Genomic DNA, 20,460 nt, shown 5'->3' on the forward strand with positions numbered 1-20,460 from the left:
AAAGGAAAAGAGAAGAGAAGACAGCTTCTCTTTTTCTATATTCTAAAAGGAGTCGATAAGAATGAAAGAAGCCGTTATTGTAAGCGCAGCCAGAACACCGATTGGTAGTTTTGGAGGGGCATTTCAACATGTATCTGCTGTAGACCTGGGAAAAGTCGCTGTAAAAGAAGCAGTCAAACGGGCCGGTTTATCTCCGGACGATATTGAAGAAACCGTATTAGGGAATGTGCTGTCAGCCGGGCTCGGCCAGAATGTGGCCCGCCAGATTGCCGTACATGCCGGTCTTCCGCATACGGTACCGGCAATGACGATTAATAAAGTGTGCGGGTCGGGTCTAAGAAGTGTGAGCATGGCTGCCCAGTTTATCAAAGCAGGCGACACTGACGTGGTTCTTGCCGGCGGCGCCGAATCGATGAGCAACGCCCCTTATGTCATGCCATTGGCCCGATGGGGCACACGGATGGGCAGCACGGAGCTCGTGGATACGATGCTTCAGGACGGACTGATGGACTCGTTTGAACCGATTCACATGGGTATTACCGCTGAAAATATTGCGGAGCGCTGGTCGTTCAGCAGAAAAGAGCAGGATGAATTTGCTCTGCGCAGCCAGCAGCGGGCCGCCGCCGCGATTGAAAACGGCTATTTTGATGAAGAAATTGTTCCGGTGGATGTGCCGCAGCGAAAGAAAGATCCGATTACCGTGTCAGTGGATGAACATCCTAAAAAAGACATGACGATGGAAAAACTCGAACGACTGCGTCCGGCGTTTAAAAAAGACGGTACCGTGACTGCAGGAAATGCTTCGGGCTTAAATGACGGTGCGGCCGCTCTTGTCGTCATGTCGAAGGACAAAGCAGAAGCACTTGGCCTCACCCCATTAGCAACAATTGTCTCCTACGGCAACGCAGCGCTTGACCCTGCTATTATGGGATACGGTCCGGTTCCTGCTTCCCGCCAGGCGCTTGAGCGCGCCGGCCTGACGATGGACGACATTGATCTGGTGGAAGCCAACGAAGCATTCGCTTCCCAGTCACTGGCAGTTGCCCAGGACCTGCAGATCGATCCAGAAAAGATTAATGTGAACGGAGGAGCCATCGCGCTCGGACATCCGATAGGAGCGTCCGGAGCCCGGGTACTGACGTCACTGCTGTACGAGATGAAGCGACGTGACGTAAAAAGAGGCCTGGCAACTCTATGTATCGGCGGCGGCCAGGGCACCGCGATTATTGTCGAAAGATAACGATTTCCCCGACCTGTTTGGTATACTGTAAAGATACCAGACAGGTTTTTGATTCGTATCTACAGGGGGGAGACTAATGAACCGACCGATTGATCTGCAGACATTCGCCTGTACGCTGCAGGGTTCAACGACAATAAAAGAAGCGGCGTTAATATTAAAAGAGCACGGGGCCGCTGAGCTTCCCGTGCTTAACGAACAGCAGCAGTTTATCGGCCTGCTTCACCAAAATATACTGTTTGAGACCGTGATTAACGGCATTTCTCCGGAGGAGCCGATCCGCCGCTGGGTGGAACCCGCCGCATCCGGCCTTTATGCCCCGTCCTATGAAGGCGGGGGGCGGGTTGCCTATTACGAACGATCCACCTTTGCGGGTCTGGTCCCTCTGGCTCCGCTGGTAAAAGAAAGCAAACGGCTGCAGACCATGCTCGCAATGGCGCCAATGCAGGTATGGATTACCGACACAAAAGGAACGGTGCTGTTTACAAATGACGGCGAGCCGCCTCTGTTCACAAAAGAAGAGTGGGAGAGTGTTCAGGCGTCTTCGTCCACTAAGCTGTCCCTGTATGTGTCAGCGGTGGATGACACGTATACGATCGAAAAACAGCAGTCCGCCGAAGAAGACGGGCTTATCTTTTACTATGCACTAAGACCGGGCGCAGCCAATACCGGCGGAGAAGAGCGCGCGGAGCTTTTGGAAATGATCTACGAGTATTTATACGACGGCATTATAACGGTCGATAAAGACGGCTATATAACGATGCTGAGCAAAGAATACGGAGAATTTCTGGGCGTAAACCCAAAAGAGATGATCGGGCGCCACTGTACGGAAGTAATTGAAAACACAAGAATGCATATTGTGGCCAAAACGGGCAAGCCGGAGATTGCCGACTTTCAAAAGTTAAAAACCGGCTACATGGTTGCTACCCGGGTGCCCATTATTAAGAACGGGAAAATCACCGGAGCGCTTGGCAAGGTCCTTTTTAAAAACATAACCGGTGTTAAAGGACTGCAGACGCGCATCCAGCAGATGGAAAAAGACTGGAAACATTACAAAGGGGAATGGCAGGAACAAAATACGTCGCGCTATCAGCTGGATGACATTATCGGCACCCATGAAGCGATGAGCAAAACAAAGCAGATGGCGCATCAGGCCGCGCAGGGGGATTCCAATGTACTGCTTCTCGGGGAAAGCGGCACCGGCAAAGAATTGTTTGCCCATGCGGTGCACGGGGCCAGCACACGCGCCGCCGGACCTTTTGTCAAAGTAAATTGTGCGGCAATCCCTCCCGATCTGCTGGAGTCGGAGCTGTTCGGCTACGTGGACGGCTCTTTTACAGGAGCACGCAAAGGCGGCAAGAAGGGGAAATTTGAAGCCGCCCAGCACGGCACAATCTTTCTGGACGAGATCGGGGAGCTTCCGCTTCATATGCAGGTAAAATTTCTGCGGGTGCTGCAGGAAAAGGAAGTGGAAAAGGTCGGGGATATCCGATCGACGCCTGTCGATATCCGTGTTATTGCAGCAACAAACCGCGACCTGGAAACGATGGTGGAGCGAAAAGAGTTCCGGCTCGATCTATACTACCGCTTAAACGTGATGCCGATAACGATCCCGCCGCTGCGGGAGCGGAAGTCCGACATTCCGGTTTTAGTGGAAGCGGCGCTCAAGCGGATTACCGAACAGATGGGCAAACCCGTCCTGGGGCTTTCGGAAGAGGCGGGCCGGTACTTTCTCAACTACGATTGGCCCGGAAACGTCCGGGAGCTTGAAAACGTTCTTGAACGGGCCGTAAACATGGCAGCAGCAAACGAACCGATCGAAGCGGTGCATCTGCCGGATAAATTGCTGCAGGGCAGGGCGGCCGCCCCTATCCGCTCTCTTCAGGAAACGGTGCAGCGCGCAGAAAAAGAGGCACTGGCCGGGGCGCTGCGTTACGCCGGCGGCAACAAAAGCTATGCCGCCAAACTGCTCGGCATCAGCCGGACCGCGTTTTATGAAAAATGGAAACGGCTCGAAGACGCTGAGTGTTCAGAATCCCGCACATCTATTGTAGAGAAATAGCTATATGTGCGGATTGCTGAACATATCAAGCAATAACGCTTTCAAAGTGTATATAAATTCGAACACTTTTCTTGTGTTTCCTACACATTACGACTTTTAAAAAACAGACAGCCGTTTTTTCCCTTCCCCCCAATAAAAATAAATACGGCTGTTTTTTTCCTTTTATAAAAAGAGCACAGACTGAATGTACGCGGTTTCAAGGCAGTTGAAAAAAGACAATCCTGCGGGATTGTCTTTTTTTTTATATTTTATTATGAATACGAGAGAAGTTGGCACACAACTTGCAGATATATTATGTAAGCGTATACAAGGAAGAGGGAGGATTTTTCTTATGTCTAAAGTAATGAGTGTAGAACAGGCTGTAGGAATGATACCAAACGGGGCGACTGTCGCCACCGGTGGATTTGTTGGAAACGGCCATCCGGAAGCGCTGACGAAAGCACTCGGCCGGCGATTTGAACAAGAACAGCAGCCGGTTGATTTAACGCTGGTTTATGCAGCCGGGCAGGGGGATGGGGCAGAAAAGGGGTTAAATAACGTAGGCCATGAAAAACTGATCAAAAAGGTGATCGGCGGCCACTGGGGACTGGCCCCGAAGCTTGCAAAACTGGCGATTGAAAATAAAATAGAAGCTTACAATCTTCCCCAGGGGGTGATTACCCACCTGTTCCGGGATATTGCGGCGAAAAAGCCGGGCCTGCTGACCCACGTCGGCCTGAAAACATTTGTGGATCCAAGGCTTGATGGCGGTAAGCTGAATACAAAAAGCACAGAAGACTACGTGGAACTGTTTCCTATTAACGGAACCGACTACTTATTTTACAAAACGTTTCCTATTCATGTGGCATTGATTCGGGCAACGTACGCCGATGAACATGGGAATGCCTCCATGGAAAAAGAAGCGGCGACGCTCGAAGTGCTCTCGATCGCCCAGGCGGCCAAAAATTCAGGCGGCATCGTTATCCTACAGGTGGAAAAAGTGGTGGAGGCGCGTACCCTGCAGCCGCGGCTGACGAAAATCCCCGGCATTTATGTCGATGCCATCGTCGAAGCGCCGCCGGAAGATCACATGCAGACAAACGGCGAGCAGTATAATCCGGCCTACAGCGGAGAAATCCGCACTTCCGTGCATTCCCTGGCCCGTCTGCCGCTGACGGAGCGGAAAGTCATCGCACGCCGTTCGGTGATGGAGCTTGTGCCGCATGCGGTTACGAACTTGGGGATTGGCATGCCGGAGGGCGTCGCCATGGTAGCCAATGAAGAAGGTGTCGGCCGGGATCTCCGCCTTACACTGGAATCCGGTCCGATCGGCGGGATTCCGGCAGGAGGAAAAAGCTTTGGGGCATCCACCAACCCTGACGTGATTATCGACCAGCCGTATCAATTTGATTTTTATGACGGCGGCGGCCTTGATGTAGCGTTTCTGGGGCTTGCTCAGCTCGATCAGTCCGGGAATGTCAATGTCAGTAAGTTCGGCCCGAAAATAGCCGGGGCCGGCGGATTTATTAATATCTCCCAAAACGCCAAAAAAGTCGTTTTCTGCGGTACATTCACCGCAGGCGGCTTGAAGACCCATGTAGGGGATGGAAAGCTGACGATTGAACAGGAAGGCAGGTTTCCTAAGTTTGTGAAACAGGTAGAGCATGTGACTTTCAGCGGCGACTACGCCACGGAAGTAAAGCAGGACGTGTTTTACATTACCGAGCGGGCCGTGTTTGAACTGCGTCCCGAGGGGCTTTTGTTAACAGAAATTGCCCCCGGCATTGATTTGGAAAAAGATATTTTGGCCCATATGGATTTTACTCCGCTGATGGCGGAGCCGCTTCGGACGATGGACGTTCGTTTGTTTTCCGAAGCGGTGATGGGAATAGCAGGGCCGCAGGATGAGCCCGTCGTTCAATAAAAGGAGGAATAACACATGTTAGGAATAATACTAGGTCTTATCGTTCTCATGGTGCTCGCCTACATGGGCTGGTCCATTATCTGGGTGGCGCCTATCGCTGCCGGGGTTGTAGCAATATTTGGAGGATTGAATCTGCTTGATGCTTACACAGACACGTACATGAGCGGGTTTGTCGGATTCGCCCAGCAGTGGTTCCCGGTTTTTCTGCTCGGAGCTATTTTTGGTAAGTTAATGGAAGATACGGGCATGGCCCGGTCTGTTGCAATGGCACTGAGCCGTTTTATCGGAACAAAGCGGGCCATCTTAAGCGTTGTCGTGTCCGCTGCTATTCTTACTTACGGGGGAGTCAGCCTCTTTGTCGTTGTGTTTGCCGTGTATCCGCTGTCTCTTACATTGTTCAGAGAGGCAAACATTACAAGAAAGCTGATCCCGCCTACCATTGCACTTGGCGCCCTCACGTTTACGATGACGGCCCTGCCGGGAACGCCGCAGATTCAGAACCTGATCCCAATTGCCTCCTTTGAAACGACAGCCACGGCTGCCCCTGTGATGGGTCTTGCGGCCGCTGCTGTGATGGGCGTCGGCGGTTACTTGTACCTGCGGTGGAGAGAAAAGAAAATGAGTGCGAAGGGTGAGATTTTCACCGAACCAAAAGACAAAAAAATTGTGGAAGATGATGGAAAAACTCCGTTGTTTCTGCTGTCGATTCTGCCGCTTATCGTTGTACTGGTCACATTAAACATACTCGGCTGGGATATCGTCGTTGCCTTGATTTCCGGTATCGTGCTTATCCTGCTGCTCAATATCGACAAGTGGAGAGGGTATGTAAAGGCGATGAACGCCGGGGCGTCCGGTTCTGTACTCGCTATTATTAATACAAGTGCCGCCGTTGGGTTTGGTACGGTAGTACAGAACGTACCCGGATTTGACCGGTTAACAGAACTGCTTCTCGGCGTCCGCGGCAGTCCGCTGATTTCCGAAGCGATTGCCGTTAACATCCTGGCAGGGGCAACCGGTTCTGCGTCAGGCGGTATGGGTATCGCGCTTGAAGCGCTGGGCGAGCAGTATTATCAGCTCGCACTCGAGACGGGCATCAGTCCGGAAGCATTCCACCGGGTAGCCTCATTGTCATCCGGCGGCCTCGATGCCCTTCCTCATAACGGTGCTGTCCTGACGCTCCTTGCCGTAACCGGTATGACGCATAAAGATTCCTATAAAGACATCTTCGTCGTTGCCGTAGCGATTCCAATTTTCGCTACTGTTGTTGCCATCGTTCTAGCAAGCATGGGTCTTGTGTAATACACCGAACAGAAAGGATCAGGATAAATCATGAAACGATTAGAAGGAAAAACAGCGGTTATTACAGGAGGCGGCCGCGGCATTGGCGCGGCTACCGCCAAAAAGTTTCTCACAGAAGGCGCGAACGTCGTGATCGTGGATGTGAATCAGGAAGACCTCGACCACGTTGTTAACGAATCAACAGAGTACGAAAGTCACATACTCGGGCTTAAAGCCGACATTACAAACAAAACCGATATTGACCATGTCCTCGAAAAAAGCGTTCAAACGTTTTCGAAGGTGGATATTTTAATCAACAATGCCGGGATTACAGCAGACGCCCAGCTGTTAAAAATGGAAGAAGAGGACTGGGACAAGGTCATAAACGTTAATTTAAAAGGCGTATTCCTCATGACCCAGAAAGCGGCGGCGCTCATGAAAGAGCAGGAGTCCGGTGTGATTTTAAACGCCTCCTCAGTCGTAGGTATCTATGGCAATTTCGGCCAGACCAACTACGCGGCCTCCAAGTTCGGCATCAATGGCATGACGAAAACGTGGGCGAAAGAGCTCGGCCGCTGGAAAATCAGGGTGAACTCGGTGGCACCGGGCTTCATTCTGTCCCCGATGACAGAGAAAATGCCGGAAAAAGCCTTGGCAATGATGAAAGAAAAAGCGGTGCTCGGTACGCTCGGCACCCCCGAAGACATTGCCAACGCCTACGCATTTCTCGCTTCAGACGAAGCGTCCTTTATTACAGGCACCGTCCTGAATGTAGACGGCGGTGCGGTAATTTAACCAATAAATCAACAGACCGGAGGAGACACCACGTCCCCTCCGGTTTTTTGTCGTCCCTTTTTGTTTGTAAAGGATTGGAAGATGAAATATGATTAGGTCAGCTTTCCTCCCCCTGTATGCGAGGCAACAGGCGATTATACCAAGAAAGGGCTTGACGACATGATATCTTTTCACGACATTACAAAGCAATTTGCAGACCAGTCCACCGCCGTAGAACAATTTAACCTGACAATCAACAAAGGCGAGTTTTTTGTTCTGATCGGCCCAAGCGGCTGTGGAAAAACGACCACGCTGAAAATGATCAACCGCCTTATTGAACCGACTTCTGGCCGCATTACCATCGAGGATAAAGATATCACCGACTGGAACCGCCAGGAGCTGCGCTGGAACATCGGCTATGTGCTCCAGCAGATTGCCCTGTTCCCGACGATGACGATTGCCGAAAACATCGCAGTCGTACCGGAAATGCGCAAGTGGAAAAAAACAGAAGTCCATGAGCGGGTGGATGAGCTCCTCCGCATGGTCGGCCTCGATCCGGATACTTATCGGAACCGCCGGCCCTCCGAACTCTCCGGCGGACAGCAGCAGCGGATCGGTGTTATCCGTGCCCTGGCCGGCAACCCGGACATTATTTTAATGGATGAACCGTTCAGTGCGCTCGATCCGATCAGCCGTGAACAGCTGCAAAAAGATATCCGCCGGCTTCAGGCCGATATCCAGAAAACGATTGTGTTTGTGACGCACGATATTGACGAAGCGCTCGCCCTTGGCGACCGCATCTGTCTGATGAAAGACGGCCATATCGTTCAGGTGGGCAGCCGCGAAGAGCTTGTAAATGAGCCGGTCGACGATTTTGTGAAAAGCTTTATCGGCGACCGCCGCGACCCGTGGGACACCCGGGTAAAAGAAGTGATGAATCCGGACAGCCACCTGCTCGCACGGCATCAGGAAGTCAGCGGGTATCCCCTGTACCCGGCGCCCCTTTATATTTTTAGAGACGACCGCACGTACGTCGGACGGCGGGCAGCCGAAGGCATCGTATCCAATGATCCGGCCGTGCATCCGGACGACACGCTCAAACATGCTTTGAAATCCTTTGACAACACGGAGCTCGATGCGCTTCCCGTGCTGACCGGCACCCGCATTGATGGGGTCCTCAGCTACCGGGATATTGTCCAGTTTATGAAAAAAGCCCAGCTGAAACCGGAAGGGGAGCTGGCCTGATGGCGACCTTACAGGAACTATGGGAGCTGTTTTCCACCCGCCAGGGCGAATTCTGGCAGGTGATGTGGCAGCACGTGCATATGTCCGTCGTGGCGCTGTTGTTTGCCGTTCTGATTGCCGTCCCGCTTGGCATTATTCTTACCCGGAAGCAGAAATTTGCGGAGCCGATTATTGGAGTCGCTGCCGTGCTGCAGACGATTCCGAGTCTGGCGCTGCTCGGGTTTATGATCCTGCTTTTGAATCAAATTGGCACCCTGCCGGCCGTAGTCGCTCTTACCGCCTATGCGCTTCTTCCCATTCTGCGGAATACATACACGGGCATACAGGGAGTCGATCCGTCGATTCAGGAAGCAGCTGTCGGCATGGGGATGTCTTCGTTTCGAAAGCTTCGTAAAATCGAGCTTCCGATGGCGATGCCGATCATTATGGCGGGCATTCGCACGTCGATGGTTTTAATTGTCGGCACGGCTACGCTCGCAGCGCTGATCAGCGCCGGCGGCCTCGGCGACTTTATTATGACCGGGATCGACAGAGCAAACAATGCGTATATCCTCCTGGGGGCTCTTCCCGCAGCTCTTTTGGCCCTGTTTTTTGACTTTATACTGCGCATGACGGAAAAGCGCTCCCAGGGGAAAACGCTCGCCCCTATTTTTGTTGTGCTCGGGCTGTCGATTGCGATCGCTCTGGCGCCGCTGTTTTCCTTTGCCCAGCAGCCGCAGATTACAATCGGCGGCAAGATTACCGCTGAGCCGGAAATTATTGCGAATATGTACAAGCACCTCATTGAGGAGGAAACGGATTTACTGGTGGATATCCGCACCGGGATGGGAAGCACTGATATTGCGTTTAACGCGCTTCAGTCCGACGATGTCGATATTTACCTGGAATTCACCGGCACGGCACTGACGACACTGCTCGATGAAACGCCGGAGCCGGGAACGACCGAAGAAGAAGTGTATGAACGTACGAAAACAGGCCTGATGGAAGAATACGACCTGGCCTATCTGGAGCCAATGGCCTTTAACAATACCTATGCGCTTGCGGTACGGGCAGAAACCGCTGAAGAGCTCGGCATTGAGACGATCTCGGACATGGAGCCATACCGGGATCAGCTTACCGCCGGCTTTACGTTTGAGTTTGCCGACCGCGAAGACGGGTATATAGGGTTACAGGACATCTACGGCTTTTCTTTTGAAAATGTAGAGACGATGGATTCAGGTCTGCGTACCCGGGCATTAACGACCGAACAGGTTGATTTTATTGATGCCTTTTCGACAGGGGCAGATATTATCGAGTACGACCTGGCCCTGATGGAAGATGACGAGAATCTGTTCCCGCCTTACCAGGGAGCACCTCTCATGAAACAGGAAACGCTTGAAGAGTATCCGGAACTCGAAGAGCCCCTGAATCGTCTCAGCGGGATGATTACCGATGAGGAAATGCAGGAGATGAACTACAAAGTGGAATACGAAGACGAAGACCCTTACGACGTAGCAGAAGAGTTTCTGCAGTCGGTGGATTTACTCTAACCCTGATGTTAAAGGAGAGATACAATGGCACACAAGAACCCGAACCAGCAGAAAATAAAACAGATACTGGATACGAGCAAACGCATTGCAGTGGTGGGGCTGTCTGACAACCCCTCGCGCACATCCTATCAGGTGAGCAGCCAGATGCAGCAGGCCGGATATGAGATTATCCCGGTGAACCCGACCGTCGATGAGGTGCTTGGCGTCAAAGCCGTGAAGCGCCTGCAGGATATTGACGGACCGGTAGACATTGTGAACGTATTCCGCCGCAGTGAGTTTCTTCCCGATGTTGCCCGCGACGCGCTCGAGATTAACGCCGGCACCTTCTGGGCCCAGCTCGGCGTATCCCATCCAGAGGTGACGGATATTTTAAAGGAAACAAATACCAATGTCATTATGAATTCGTGCATAAAGGTCGAATACCAGATGACACGCTAAAACAATTCCGGGAACCAGTTCAAAGTTGAACTGGTTCTTTTTGTTTTTTTGTGATATTTTGATGGAGGAAGTGTCATATAAAACATACGTTCGTATAAAGGCGTATGGTATGATAAGATATTATACAAAGATATTTGTTTTTGCATGAGAAGGGAGTCGGATTTTTTGGCAGCAAAGGAAACATACCAATATAACGACGAGTCGATTCAGGTCCTCGAAGGCCTTGAAGCGGTTCGCAAACGCCCCGGCATGTATATCGGAAGTACCGATAGCCGGGGACTTCATCATCTTGTTTTTGAAATCGTAGATAACGCAGTCGACGAAGCACTGGCCGGATTCGGCAAAGACATTCAGGTCGTTCTGCATAAAGATAACAGCGTCAGCGTGTCTGACGCCGGAAGAGGCATGCCGACCGGAATGCATCAAACCGGCAAGCCAACGCCGGAAGTCATCCTTACCGTGCTTCATGCCGGCGGTAAGTTCGGCCAGGGCGGCTATGCGACGAGCGGAGGGCTCCATGGCGTAGGGGCTTCTGTTGTGAATGCTTTGTCTGAATCACTCGACGTGATGATTGACCGCAACGGCGAGAGCTTTCAGCAGTCGTTCCGGGACGGCGGCAAGCCGGTGACCGGCCTTGTAAAAAAAGGACCCACAAAAAAAACAGGCACGACGATCCGGTTTAAGCCGGATCCATCGATTTTTAACCATACGGTGTTTCAGTATGACACGTTAGCTGAACGCTTAAGAGAAGCGGCGTTTCTTTTGGGCGGAGTAACGATCGGTATCCGCGATGAACGCCAGAAGGAAGTTGTGACCGATACGTTTTCGTTTGATACAGGCATTAAAGCTTTTGTGGAATATTTGAACGAAGACAAGGAAACGCTTCATCCGGTCGTCTTTTTTGAAGGCGTGAACCAGGATATTGAAGTGGAGACCGCGTTTCAATTCAACGACGCCTACACTGAAACAACGCTTTCTTTTGTAAACAATGTCCGCACAAGAGACGGGGGGACCCATGAGTCCGGAGCAAGATCGGCGCTGACCCGGATTGTGAATGAATACGCAAGAAAGACCGGCCTGTTAAAAGAAAAAGACAAAAACCTCGACGGCTCGGATATCCGTGAAGGCTTTACATCGGTGATTTCGATCCGGGTGCCGGAGGAAAAGCTCCAGTTTGAAGGCCAGACAAAAAGCAAGCTCGGTACACCTGACGCCCGTTCTGCCGTAGAGCAGGTACTGGCGGAGAAACTGACCTACTTTTTTGAAGAAAACCCAACTGTCAGCCAGATGCTGATTAAAAAGGCCGTCAAGGCGTCCCAGGCAAGAGAAGCGGCGCGCCGGGCCAGAGAAGAAGCCAGAAACGGCAAGAAAAACCGGAAAAAAGACGTGCTTCTCAGCGGCAAGCTGACCCCGGCCCAGTCTAAAAATCCAGACCGCAATGAGCTGTACCTTGTCGAGGGTGATTCTGCCGGTGGTTCGGCCAAGCAGGGACGGGACCGGAAATTCCAGGCGGTGCTGCCTCTGCGCGGCAAAGTCATCAATACGGAAAAAGCCCGCATAGACGATATTATGAAAAACGAAGAAATCCGCACGATTATTTATGCTCTCGGGGCGGGAGTCGGTGCTGATTTTGTTCTCGAAGAGCGCAACTACGATAAAGTTGTCATTATGACCGATGCCGATACGGACGGGGCCCACATTCAGGTGCTGCTGCTGACGTTCTTTTACCGGTACATGCGGGAGCTGATTTCCTCCGGGAAGGTGTACATCGCCCTGCCGCCGCTGTACAAGGTAAGCAAAGGCTCCGGCAAAAAAGAAAAAACAGAATATGCCTGGGATGAAGAAGGCATGCAGGAAGCGATGAAAAAAATCGGCAAAGGCTATATCATTCAGCGCTACAAGGGTCTCGGGGAAATGGATGCCACCCAGCTGTGGGAAACGACAATGAACCCGGAATCACGCACGTTGATCCGGGTGACGATTGAAGACCTCGCCCGTGCCGATAAACGCGTCAGCGTACTGATGGGCGATAAAGTAGAACCCCGCCGGAAGTGGATTGAATCGAATGTAGCCTTTGGGCTGGAGGAAGACAGCAACATTCTGGAAAACGAAAACCTTCACCTGGAGGATGAATACGAATGACGCATACAGAGAAGTTTTTAGACTTACCGCTTGAAGATGTTATCGGCGACCGTTTCGGCCGCTACAGCAAATATATTATCCAGGAGCGGGCCCTGCCTGATGCCCGCGACGGCTTAAAGCCGGTGCAGCGCCGGATTTTGTATGCGATGTACCACGAAGGCAATACGTTTGAAAAACCGTTTCGTAAAGCCGCCAAAACGGTAGGTAACGTAATCGGTAACTACCACCCGCATGGAGACAGCTCTGTGTACGAAGCGATGGTACGGATGAGCCAGGATTGGAAAGTCCGCAATGCGCTCGTGCAGATGCACGGTAACAACGGTTCGGTGGACGGAGACCCGCCTGCCGCGATGCGTTATACCGAGGCACGCCTGTCCGCGCTTTCAGCAGAACTGCTGCGCGATATTGAAAAAAGCACGGTTGAATATATTCCGAACTTTGATGATTCCCAGGAAGAGCCGGTTGTGCTGCCGGCAATGTACCCGAACCTGCTTGTGAACGGCTCCACCGGGATCAGCGCAGGGTATGCCACCGACATTCCTCCGCATCAGCTCGGCGAAGTGATTGACGCGGCCTTAATGATGATTGATAAACCGGAAGCCGGTGTTGACGAGCTGATGACCGTGCTGAAAGGGCCGGATTTCCCGACCGGAGGCACAATTCAGGGGCTTGAAGGCATCCGCAGTGCATATGAAACCGGTAAAGGCAAAGTAATGCTGCGTGCCAATGCGGACATTCAAGAGCTCCGCGGAGGACGCAAGCAGATCGTGATTACCGAAATTCCTTATGATGTGGTCAAATCAAACCTGGTTAAAAAAATGGATGAAATCCGCTTTGATAAAAAGATTGACGGTATTGCCGAAGTACGGGACGACACCGATCGGACCGGTCTGCGGATTGTAGTAGAACTAAAAAAAGAAGCCGATCCCGAAAACGTGCTGACTTTTTTATACAAGGCGACCGATCTGCAGATTGCCTATCATTTCAATATGGTAGCCATCTACAACCAGACGCCGCAGCTTATGGGACTTAAACCGCTTCTATCCGCCTATATCGGCCATCAGCGCGAAGTGGTTACAAACCGGTCCCGCCATGAGCTCGATAAAGCGGTCAAGCGCCAGCATATCGTTGAAGGCCTGATTAAAGCCATTTCGATTCTCGATGAAGTCATCGCAGCCATACGGGAGTCCAACGACAAGGCAGATGCTAAACGGAATCTGGAAGAAAAATATTCCTTTACACCCGAGCAGGCTGAAGCAATCGTGAGCCTGCAGCTGTACCGTTTAACCAATACCGACATTGTAACGCTTGAAAAAGAAGCAGAAGCACTCCGCAAAGAGATCACCCGTCTTGAAGGCATACTAAAGAGCGACAAAAAGCTGATGGATGTGATTAAAAAAGAACTAACGCGGATTCGTAAGCTGTATAACGATGAGCGCCTTACTAAAATTGAAGAACATATCCAAGAGCTGGTAGTGGACATGGAAGGAATGATTCCTTCCGAAGACGTTATTATTACAGCCACGCAGGAAGGGTATGTCAAACGGACGAGCATTCGATCCTATTCGGCTTCTAAAGAAGATAAGCCCGGCATGAAAGAAACCGATGAGCTGCTGTATTTCAAGGAAATGAACACAACAGACACGCTGCTGCTGTTTACAAAGCGCGGTCAGTATATCTATATGCCGGTTCACCAGCTTTCCGAGATCCGCTGGAAAGACAACGGCCAGCACATCGGTAACCTGGTGCAGCTGGAGGCGGGCGACGAACTGATTAAAGCCCTGCCGATCCGTACGTTTGATACGACAAACAAACTGCTGTTTATTACCAAGCAGGGACTTGTCAAAAAAACGCCGCTGAATGTGTACAAAGCCCAGCGTTACTCTAAAGCACTGACTGCAGTGAAGCTTAAAGACGGCGATCAGGTAACAGCAGTACTGGAGCTGGAAATAGAAACCGATCTATTTTTAGCCAGTTCCTTCGGCTACGGCTTACGCTTTCCAATCGAAGATATTCCCGTTGTCGGCAAACAGGCCGCCGGGGTGAAAGGCATCAATCTAAAAGAGGGGGATGAAGTGGTCAACGCGCTCCCTGTAACAGATAACACGGCACTTGTTCTTGTCACCCAGCGTGGGGCCGTTAAGAAAATGAGCGCCGGGGACTTTGAACCGGCAAAACGGGCCACAAGAGGCCTTGTAATGATTCGTGAGCTCAAATCGAACCCCCATCGGATTATCGGTCTTTACAAGACGGCGTCCGGCGATCAGGACATTGTGCTTCGGACCGATAAAGGCGTCACCCATACTGAGAATTTGAAACGATTCCGGAAAAGCGATCGGTACAGCAGCGGATCCTTTGTCATTGATGAGAAAAAGCAGGGAAAAGTAAAATATGTATGGACTCCTATAGAGCATAAATTAGCTAGTAAACCATAACATTATTATGTAAACAAGAGTGGGGCGGACATCATGAGAGCAGCAACACACACCGCAGGCGCCCTCGCTGCAGGATCTGCAGCAATCTATTTTAACGGGGCACCCCAGGCAGTCGAACAGGACATGGTGCAGGCGGCCGTTTTCATCGGGTCCTTGATGTTCGGCGGACTGCTGCCGGACATCTGCCAGCCGAATTCCTGGATGGGGCGGCGTTTGAAAGCAACGTCCTATATTGTATTTAAGCTGGTTGGCCACCGCACGTTAACGCACAGCCTTGTTGGAACAGCAATAGTGTTTATTCTAACGGGGCTGATTCCGGGATTAACAGGAACGGTCATGCAGGTAGGCATTACAGCCGGCGTGATCAGTCACATTTTACTTGATATGCTGACACCCAAAGGCGTTCATTTGTTTTTCCCGGTGCGGTACAACGTGCGGTTTCCATTCGGGAAACTGACGGGGTCTAAACCAGGAGAATTTCTAATCTTTATGCTGTTAAGTTTCTTTTTTGTAAGCGGCATATGGCAGATCATTGGATAGCAGAGCAACCCCCGGTAACCATATCTATGGCTGCCGGGGGTTGTTTATTGTCTATAGATTAAAATGAGTTGAGGCGCTGTGAGAGCAAACGACAGGAGATTGGTGGGCCGGCATTAGTTGGCTGAAAGTGGATTATAACGTTCATTAAGGTGGGAGGGCATACGAATAAGGAAGAGGTGGTGGTCTTTAAAAAAGAATTCTGCACGACATGGGAATGAAACCAGTACATAGTTTGTATCTTGTTTTTATATCCAGTTTTATGTATTATTAAAAAAAGTGTGTTCTATACACAATGGAGGAAAATAATGAGTATGGCATGTACGTCAATACAACCGGAAAAGCAAACAATGAATTACGAAAGTGATGATCCACTCTCATGCAGGGGCACTTCACCTTCTAAGAATTCAGAACATTGCGAACAGTATAATTGCAATGATCACGGGGTTGATGGCTTATGTTAATCGCTACGCTCACTTTACTTCTCGGCATTATCGTAATTCTTGCTATCATCGCCGCCAATGGGTATTTCGTTGCGCAGGAGTTTGCCTATATGTCTGTCGATCGTTCACGGCTGGGTGCATTAGCTGATGGTGGTGATAGTGCAGCCAAACGTGCATTAGAGGTTACACGGCGGACATCGTTTATGCTTTCCGGCGCTCAACTGGGTATTACGGTTACGGGTCTGCTTGTCGGGTACGTGGCTGAACCGCTTGTCGGACAAAGTTTGGGCATCCTGCTCGGTGGGGTTGGGGTGCCTGCCGCAGTTGGCATTTCGGTTGGTACCATACTGGCTTTGGCTGTATCGACGGTTGTTCAGATGATCTTTGGGGAGTTGTACCCCAAGAACCTCGCGATTGCTAACCCTGAACCGTTAGCCCGGAAACTTGCTCGTTCAACGAATATTTATCTTATTGTTTTCGGGTGGTTGATTACGATTTTTGACAAGTCAGCCAATGCGTTCCTGCGGTTGTTACGAATCGAGCCGGTTCATGACCTTGATAGCAGTGCAACCGCACGCGACCTGGAGCACATTGTGGCCGATTCCCGCGAAAGCGGGGATTTGCCAAAAGAGCTGTCTATCATACTTGATCGCATTCTTGACTTTCCGCAGCGCGATGTTGAACATGCGATGATACCGCACTCGCGCGCGGACACCGTTGGACCGGAAATCACGATCGCTGAGGTACGGTCCTTGATGGCTAAGGCACACACCCGCTACCCGGTTATTAATACCGAGGACGAACCAGTCGGGGTGGTGCATCTCGTCGATGTGTTAGCCTCGCCTTTGGCTGACGAGGCCCCGGTTTCTGCGATTATGAAACAACCGCTGGTCCTTCCTACCGTGATGTCTCTGCCGGAGGCACGAGCACAAATGCTCCATTCGCAGAATGCCCTCGCTTGTGTCATTGATGAGTATGGCGGATTTACCGGCATTCTAACCTTAGAAGATTTGGCTGAAGAGGTAGTCGGTGAAATCTCCGATGAACACGACGATGAACTACCAATGGTCGTTGAGTCTGATAAGGAGGGAGCCTGGCAGATGGGCGGAGATATTCATGTCGATGAGGCCGAACGCGAAATCGGTTATCAACTGCCGCGCGGCGACTATGAAACAATAGCTGGAATGCTTATTGCTTATTGTGGTACCCTCCCCGCCATTGATGAAACGATCAGGGTTAAGTTACCAGAAGATCCAGCTGATCTTGTACATGATGAACCGGTTCGCCGCTACTTACAAGCGAAAATAATTGAAGTAGACAGACGGGTTCCTACTTTAATCTACCTGACACTGGATGAATCGGAAGTCCATACAGAATCAGTATCAACGTCGGCTACACTCAGGAGGGGGAACAATGACTAACCCCTGGATTATTCTAATCGTGACGACAGTTATCATTACACTAAGCGCGTTCTTCGTCATTATTGAATTTGCCCTTCTTGGAGCCCGGCGGCACCGGCTTGAAGAGGCCGCGGTAACCAGCCGCGGGGCCCGTGCTGCCCTGCGGTCGGTGAATGAACTTACCATCATGCTTGCCGGGGCCCAGCTGGGAATCACGGTGTGTACGTTCGCTCTTGGTGCGGTGACCAAACCGGCTGTCGATGCCTGGTTTTCCCCTGTCTTTACGGAGACAGGAATTCCATACTGGCTGGCGGACGGAACTTCTTTCGTCTTATCCCTGCTGATTGTAACGTTCCTGCATCTCGTTATTGGCGAAATGGCACCGAAATCATGGGCTATCGCTAATCCTGAGGCCTCGGCTATTCTGATCGGTTTACCTGCACGCCTCTTTATCTGGCTATTCCGACCCTTGTTGATATGGGTCAACGGCATTGCCAATCGTCTCGTGAAAGCTTCAGGCGTCGAACCAGTCGATACGGCCGCGATTGGGGGGCAGGATGCGGCGACGATCCGCTATCTCGTAGAACACTCGGCTAACGTCGGTGCACTCGATGCCTCCATGCGCACGCCGATTTCAGGCGCGCTTGATCTGGAAACCATGCAGGTCGCTGATTTGATTCCAAAACAAAGCTTTCCCACAACGGTAGCATCAGATGCTACCGCCTATGATGTCCAAAGGGCTACAGAACAGTCCGGTCATAAACGCATCCTCATCATGGCCGAAGAAGAGACGACTCCTGGGGTCGTTCATGTGCGCGATACGCTGCTCGAGCCGGCAGACCGTCCGGCCAGGGAGCTTGCTCGCCCGGCGTTCGTTCTGCAGTCCGAGACACTCCTGCATGAAGCTCTTACAAACATGCGGCGGTCCAGTGAGCAGCTGGCGGTGGTCATGGATGGCTCCGAATTCCTGGGGGTTGTCACCATTAACGACGCCCTGAACAAAGTGCTTCCCCGCATAAGTGAACAATAGCCTGCTGTCTATGTTTTCGAAGGGGAAGAAAGAAAGTACGGCCTTTTGTAATATGCTCAGGATCGAATGTTCTTAACACCTTTATTTGATATACCATGTATTTAACAATTTGAAAAATGAAAAAGCCGAACTTATTTAGAGTAGGAAGTCCGGCTTTTTCAAGGCATATTTTGTTTGACAGTTATTTTTCGTTTTGCATTTACAGAAAAACCCAGCAGATTAAAATGACTTGAGGCGCTGTGAGAGCAAACGACAGGAGATTGGTGGACCGTCGGGCGCCGTTAGTTGACGTGAGAGCGATGTACAACGCGTGTTTTTATAGAGAAACGGCGTGTGAAAGCATAATAGCAGCGATTCCAGCTGGTATGCATAATAAATAGAGCAGCATTTACAAAGGCAGCATATAAAACTTATAAAATGTTATATCCAAATTGTAATAAATGGATCTAGATAGGAAAAGGTTAAAACATTTACTATGGAAAACGTTCATTCCATGAATAGAACCGTCTGGGTAAACTGCAAACAAAACCTAGTGGAAATCTGCATGAAGGTCCGGCGCGAGAGCAAACGAATAAAAAGAAACAGGCCGTCAGCCGGATTTAGTTGAACAGCACGCGCTGAAAACGAAGAAATTATGATTAAAAATGATAAACAGCACGGCAAAGTTATGTATAATATATGATGTAAATACCTCAATATTTTTACGTTCCGTCTCATTAATAGTAGTTTACTTAACAAATGAGACTGGAAAGAAGGCTTTTTATTTAACTTCCGATAATATATATTATGTAAACTATAATAAAGGCAATTTATATTTGTAGATAAAATGATCGTTTCTTACACCACTCTCCGATCGTTTTTTCAGCGTGCGTATTCCATCCTGTATGTTACAAAATCCATTGGAATTAATGCCGCACATCCGGGCTTGATCCATCAACAGCTATTCGTCTGTCTCATCCGAAATCGAAATAATCGTAAACCCGGGAAGTCTTCTTGCTTTTAAATGGTCCGGCCATGCCAACGGAACTTGGTTCCATGTTCGTCCGGCATCATTTGAAGTATACATGCCGAGATTGTTTACTGCGTAAAACACACCCGGCTTTGACATATGGGCAGCCAGCGCAAATACCGTTGAACCTTCCGCGTCCGGCAGGCCTTCGTTTACAGGTATCCATGAACCTCCATTTTCCCGCCGTACGACAATGGTATTTGCTTTCTCAGGGCTGTATGCTTCATAAGGGCTTTTGGATGCAGATGCAATCACCGTATCGGCATTTGCGGTATCTGCTGCCACATTTACCAGATAGCTGTACGGCCGCAGCCCGTCATTAACCGTCTGCCACGTCGTTCCGGCATCAAAGCTCTCGGCATATCCCCCGCCGGCCGCTTCATATATACGCCCGGGGACATGGGGATGCATGGCTAACGAGTGGCAGTCGTGCTGGGAATTTGGCTTCCTATCTTCCCAGTGCCCCCCTTTATCCTCACTTTTCATTACGCCTCCCAGCTCAATTCCAACAAAAATACGATGTTCATCGTGGAGATCCGGCTGAATCCAGCGTACGTGATGCGTATGCGGACGAGGCGGAAAACTCCAGGTCGGCCGTGACGGCAGGTCCAGCAAAGACGGACAGTCCGTCCACGTATTCCCGCCATCTTCGGACCGGAACAAGCCGCTTGGCTCCGTGCCTGCCCATACGACACCGAATCCATTGTTGACTTCTGTAGGGCTGACGGCCACACTCATGACCCGCTGATGTGTAATACCGGAACCGACCGGATGCCACGTATCTCCACTGTCGCTGCTGACCCAGAGCCCGTCGTTAAATGTTCCTCCATACAGCTGGCCGGGACGATGCGGGTCTGCGGCCAGACATAAAAACGTATTAGGGGTAATCTTTTCCTTTAATGTCCATTCCTGACCTGCTTTTTTTACTTCCATCATCGTTCTTCTGGCTGAAAAATAGATCACTTCCATACAGCTCACCACCTTGATTTAGTTAAAAC

The 20,460-nt window shown here is 50.7% G+C and carries 14 protein-coding genes; 13 read left to right on the plus strand and 1 reads right to left on the minus strand.

Annotation, left to right across the window (positions count from 1 at the left end):
• Positions 1–61: 61 nt before the first annotated feature.
• From AC5W2J_RS04395 to AC5W2J_RS04455, 13 genes are all read left to right on the plus strand, one after another.
• Positions 62–1,240, plus strand: a complete 1,179-nt coding sequence (locus AC5W2J_RS04395; RefSeq protein WP_496058276.1) for an acetyl-CoA C-acetyltransferase — start codon at positions 62–64, stop codon at positions 1,238–1,240.
• 76 nt (positions 1,241–1,316) lie between these two features.
• Positions 1,317–3,299, plus strand: coding sequence for a sigma 54-interacting transcriptional regulator (locus tag AC5W2J_RS04400; protein WP_496058277.1), 1,983 nt, complete (start codon positions 1,317–1,319; stop codon positions 3,297–3,299).
• A gap of 331 nt (positions 3,300–3,630) precedes the next feature.
• Complete coding sequence (locus AC5W2J_RS04405) at positions 3,631–5,202, plus strand: acyl CoA:acetate/3-ketoacid CoA transferase (protein ID WP_496058278.1); 1,572 nt, start codon at positions 3,631–3,633, stop codon at positions 5,200–5,202.
• Positions 5,203–5,217: 15 nt separating this feature from the next.
• Entirely contained in the window at positions 5,218–6,501 is a 1,284-nt protein-coding gene (locus AC5W2J_RS04410) for a GntP family permease (protein WP_496058279.1), read from the plus strand.
• Positions 6,502–6,531: 30 nt separating this feature from the next.
• Positions 6,532–7,275 carry a 3-oxoacyl-[acyl-carrier-protein] reductase gene (fabG, locus tag AC5W2J_RS04415; RefSeq protein ID WP_496058280.1) on the plus strand — a complete coding sequence of 248 codons (744 nt, stop codon included), beginning with the start codon at positions 6,532–6,534 and terminating at the stop codon, positions 7,273–7,275.
• Between the two features lie 159 nt (positions 7,276–7,434).
• Positions 7,435–8,499 (plus strand): ABC transporter ATP-binding protein, encoded by a 1,065-nt coding sequence (locus tag AC5W2J_RS04420; RefSeq protein WP_496058281.1) that lies wholly within the window; start codon positions 7,435–7,437, stop codon positions 8,497–8,499.
• Positions 8,499–10,028 carry an ABC transporter permease/substrate-binding protein gene (locus AC5W2J_RS04425; protein ID WP_496058282.1) on the plus strand — a complete coding sequence of 510 codons (1,530 nt, stop codon included), beginning with the start codon at positions 8,499–8,501 and terminating at the stop codon, positions 10,026–10,028. The genes AC5W2J_RS04420 and AC5W2J_RS04425 overlap by 1 nt, the downstream gene beginning before the upstream one ends.
• 24 nt (positions 10,029–10,052) lie before the next feature.
• A complete protein-coding gene (locus tag AC5W2J_RS04430; protein WP_496058283.1) occupies positions 10,053–10,466 on the plus strand; it encodes a CoA-binding protein in 414 nt (137 codons plus the stop codon).
• A gap of 165 nt (positions 10,467–10,631) precedes the next feature.
• Positions 10,632–12,608, plus strand: a complete 1,977-nt coding sequence (gene parE, locus AC5W2J_RS04435; RefSeq protein WP_496058284.1) for a DNA topoisomerase IV subunit B — start codon at positions 10,632–10,634, stop codon at positions 12,606–12,608.
• Complete coding sequence (gene parC / locus AC5W2J_RS04440; protein WP_496058285.1) at positions 12,605–15,043, plus strand: DNA topoisomerase IV subunit A; 2,439 nt, start codon at positions 12,605–12,607, stop codon at positions 15,041–15,043. Before parE ends, parC begins: the two co-directional genes overlap by 4 nt.
• A 33-nt stretch (positions 15,044–15,076) precedes the next feature.
• A complete protein-coding gene (locus AC5W2J_RS04445) occupies positions 15,077–15,583 on the plus strand; it encodes a metal-dependent hydrolase (RefSeq protein WP_496058286.1) in 507 nt (168 codons plus the stop codon).
• Between the two features lie 454 nt (positions 15,584–16,037).
• Positions 16,038–17,444 carry a hemolysin family protein gene (locus AC5W2J_RS04450; RefSeq protein WP_496058287.1) on the plus strand — a complete coding sequence of 469 codons (1,407 nt, stop codon included), beginning with the start codon at positions 16,038–16,040 and terminating at the stop codon, positions 17,442–17,444.
• On the plus strand, positions 17,437–18,453 hold the full coding sequence (locus tag AC5W2J_RS04455; protein ID WP_496058288.1) for a CNNM domain-containing protein: 1,017 nt from the start codon (positions 17,437–17,439) through the stop codon (positions 18,451–18,453). Before AC5W2J_RS04450 ends, AC5W2J_RS04455 begins: the two co-directional genes overlap by 8 nt.
• Before the next feature lie 940 nt (positions 18,454–19,393).
• Here the strand turns inward: AC5W2J_RS04455 and AC5W2J_RS04460 are convergent.
• Positions 19,394–20,431 (minus strand): WD40/YVTN/BNR-like repeat-containing protein, encoded by a 1,038-nt coding sequence (locus AC5W2J_RS04460; protein ID WP_496058289.1) that lies wholly within the window; start codon positions 20,429–20,431, stop codon positions 19,394–19,396.
• Positions 20,432–20,460 lie beyond the last annotated feature (29 nt).

The sequence above is a fragment of the Sinobaca sp. SA16-1 genome (assembly GCF_059510515.1).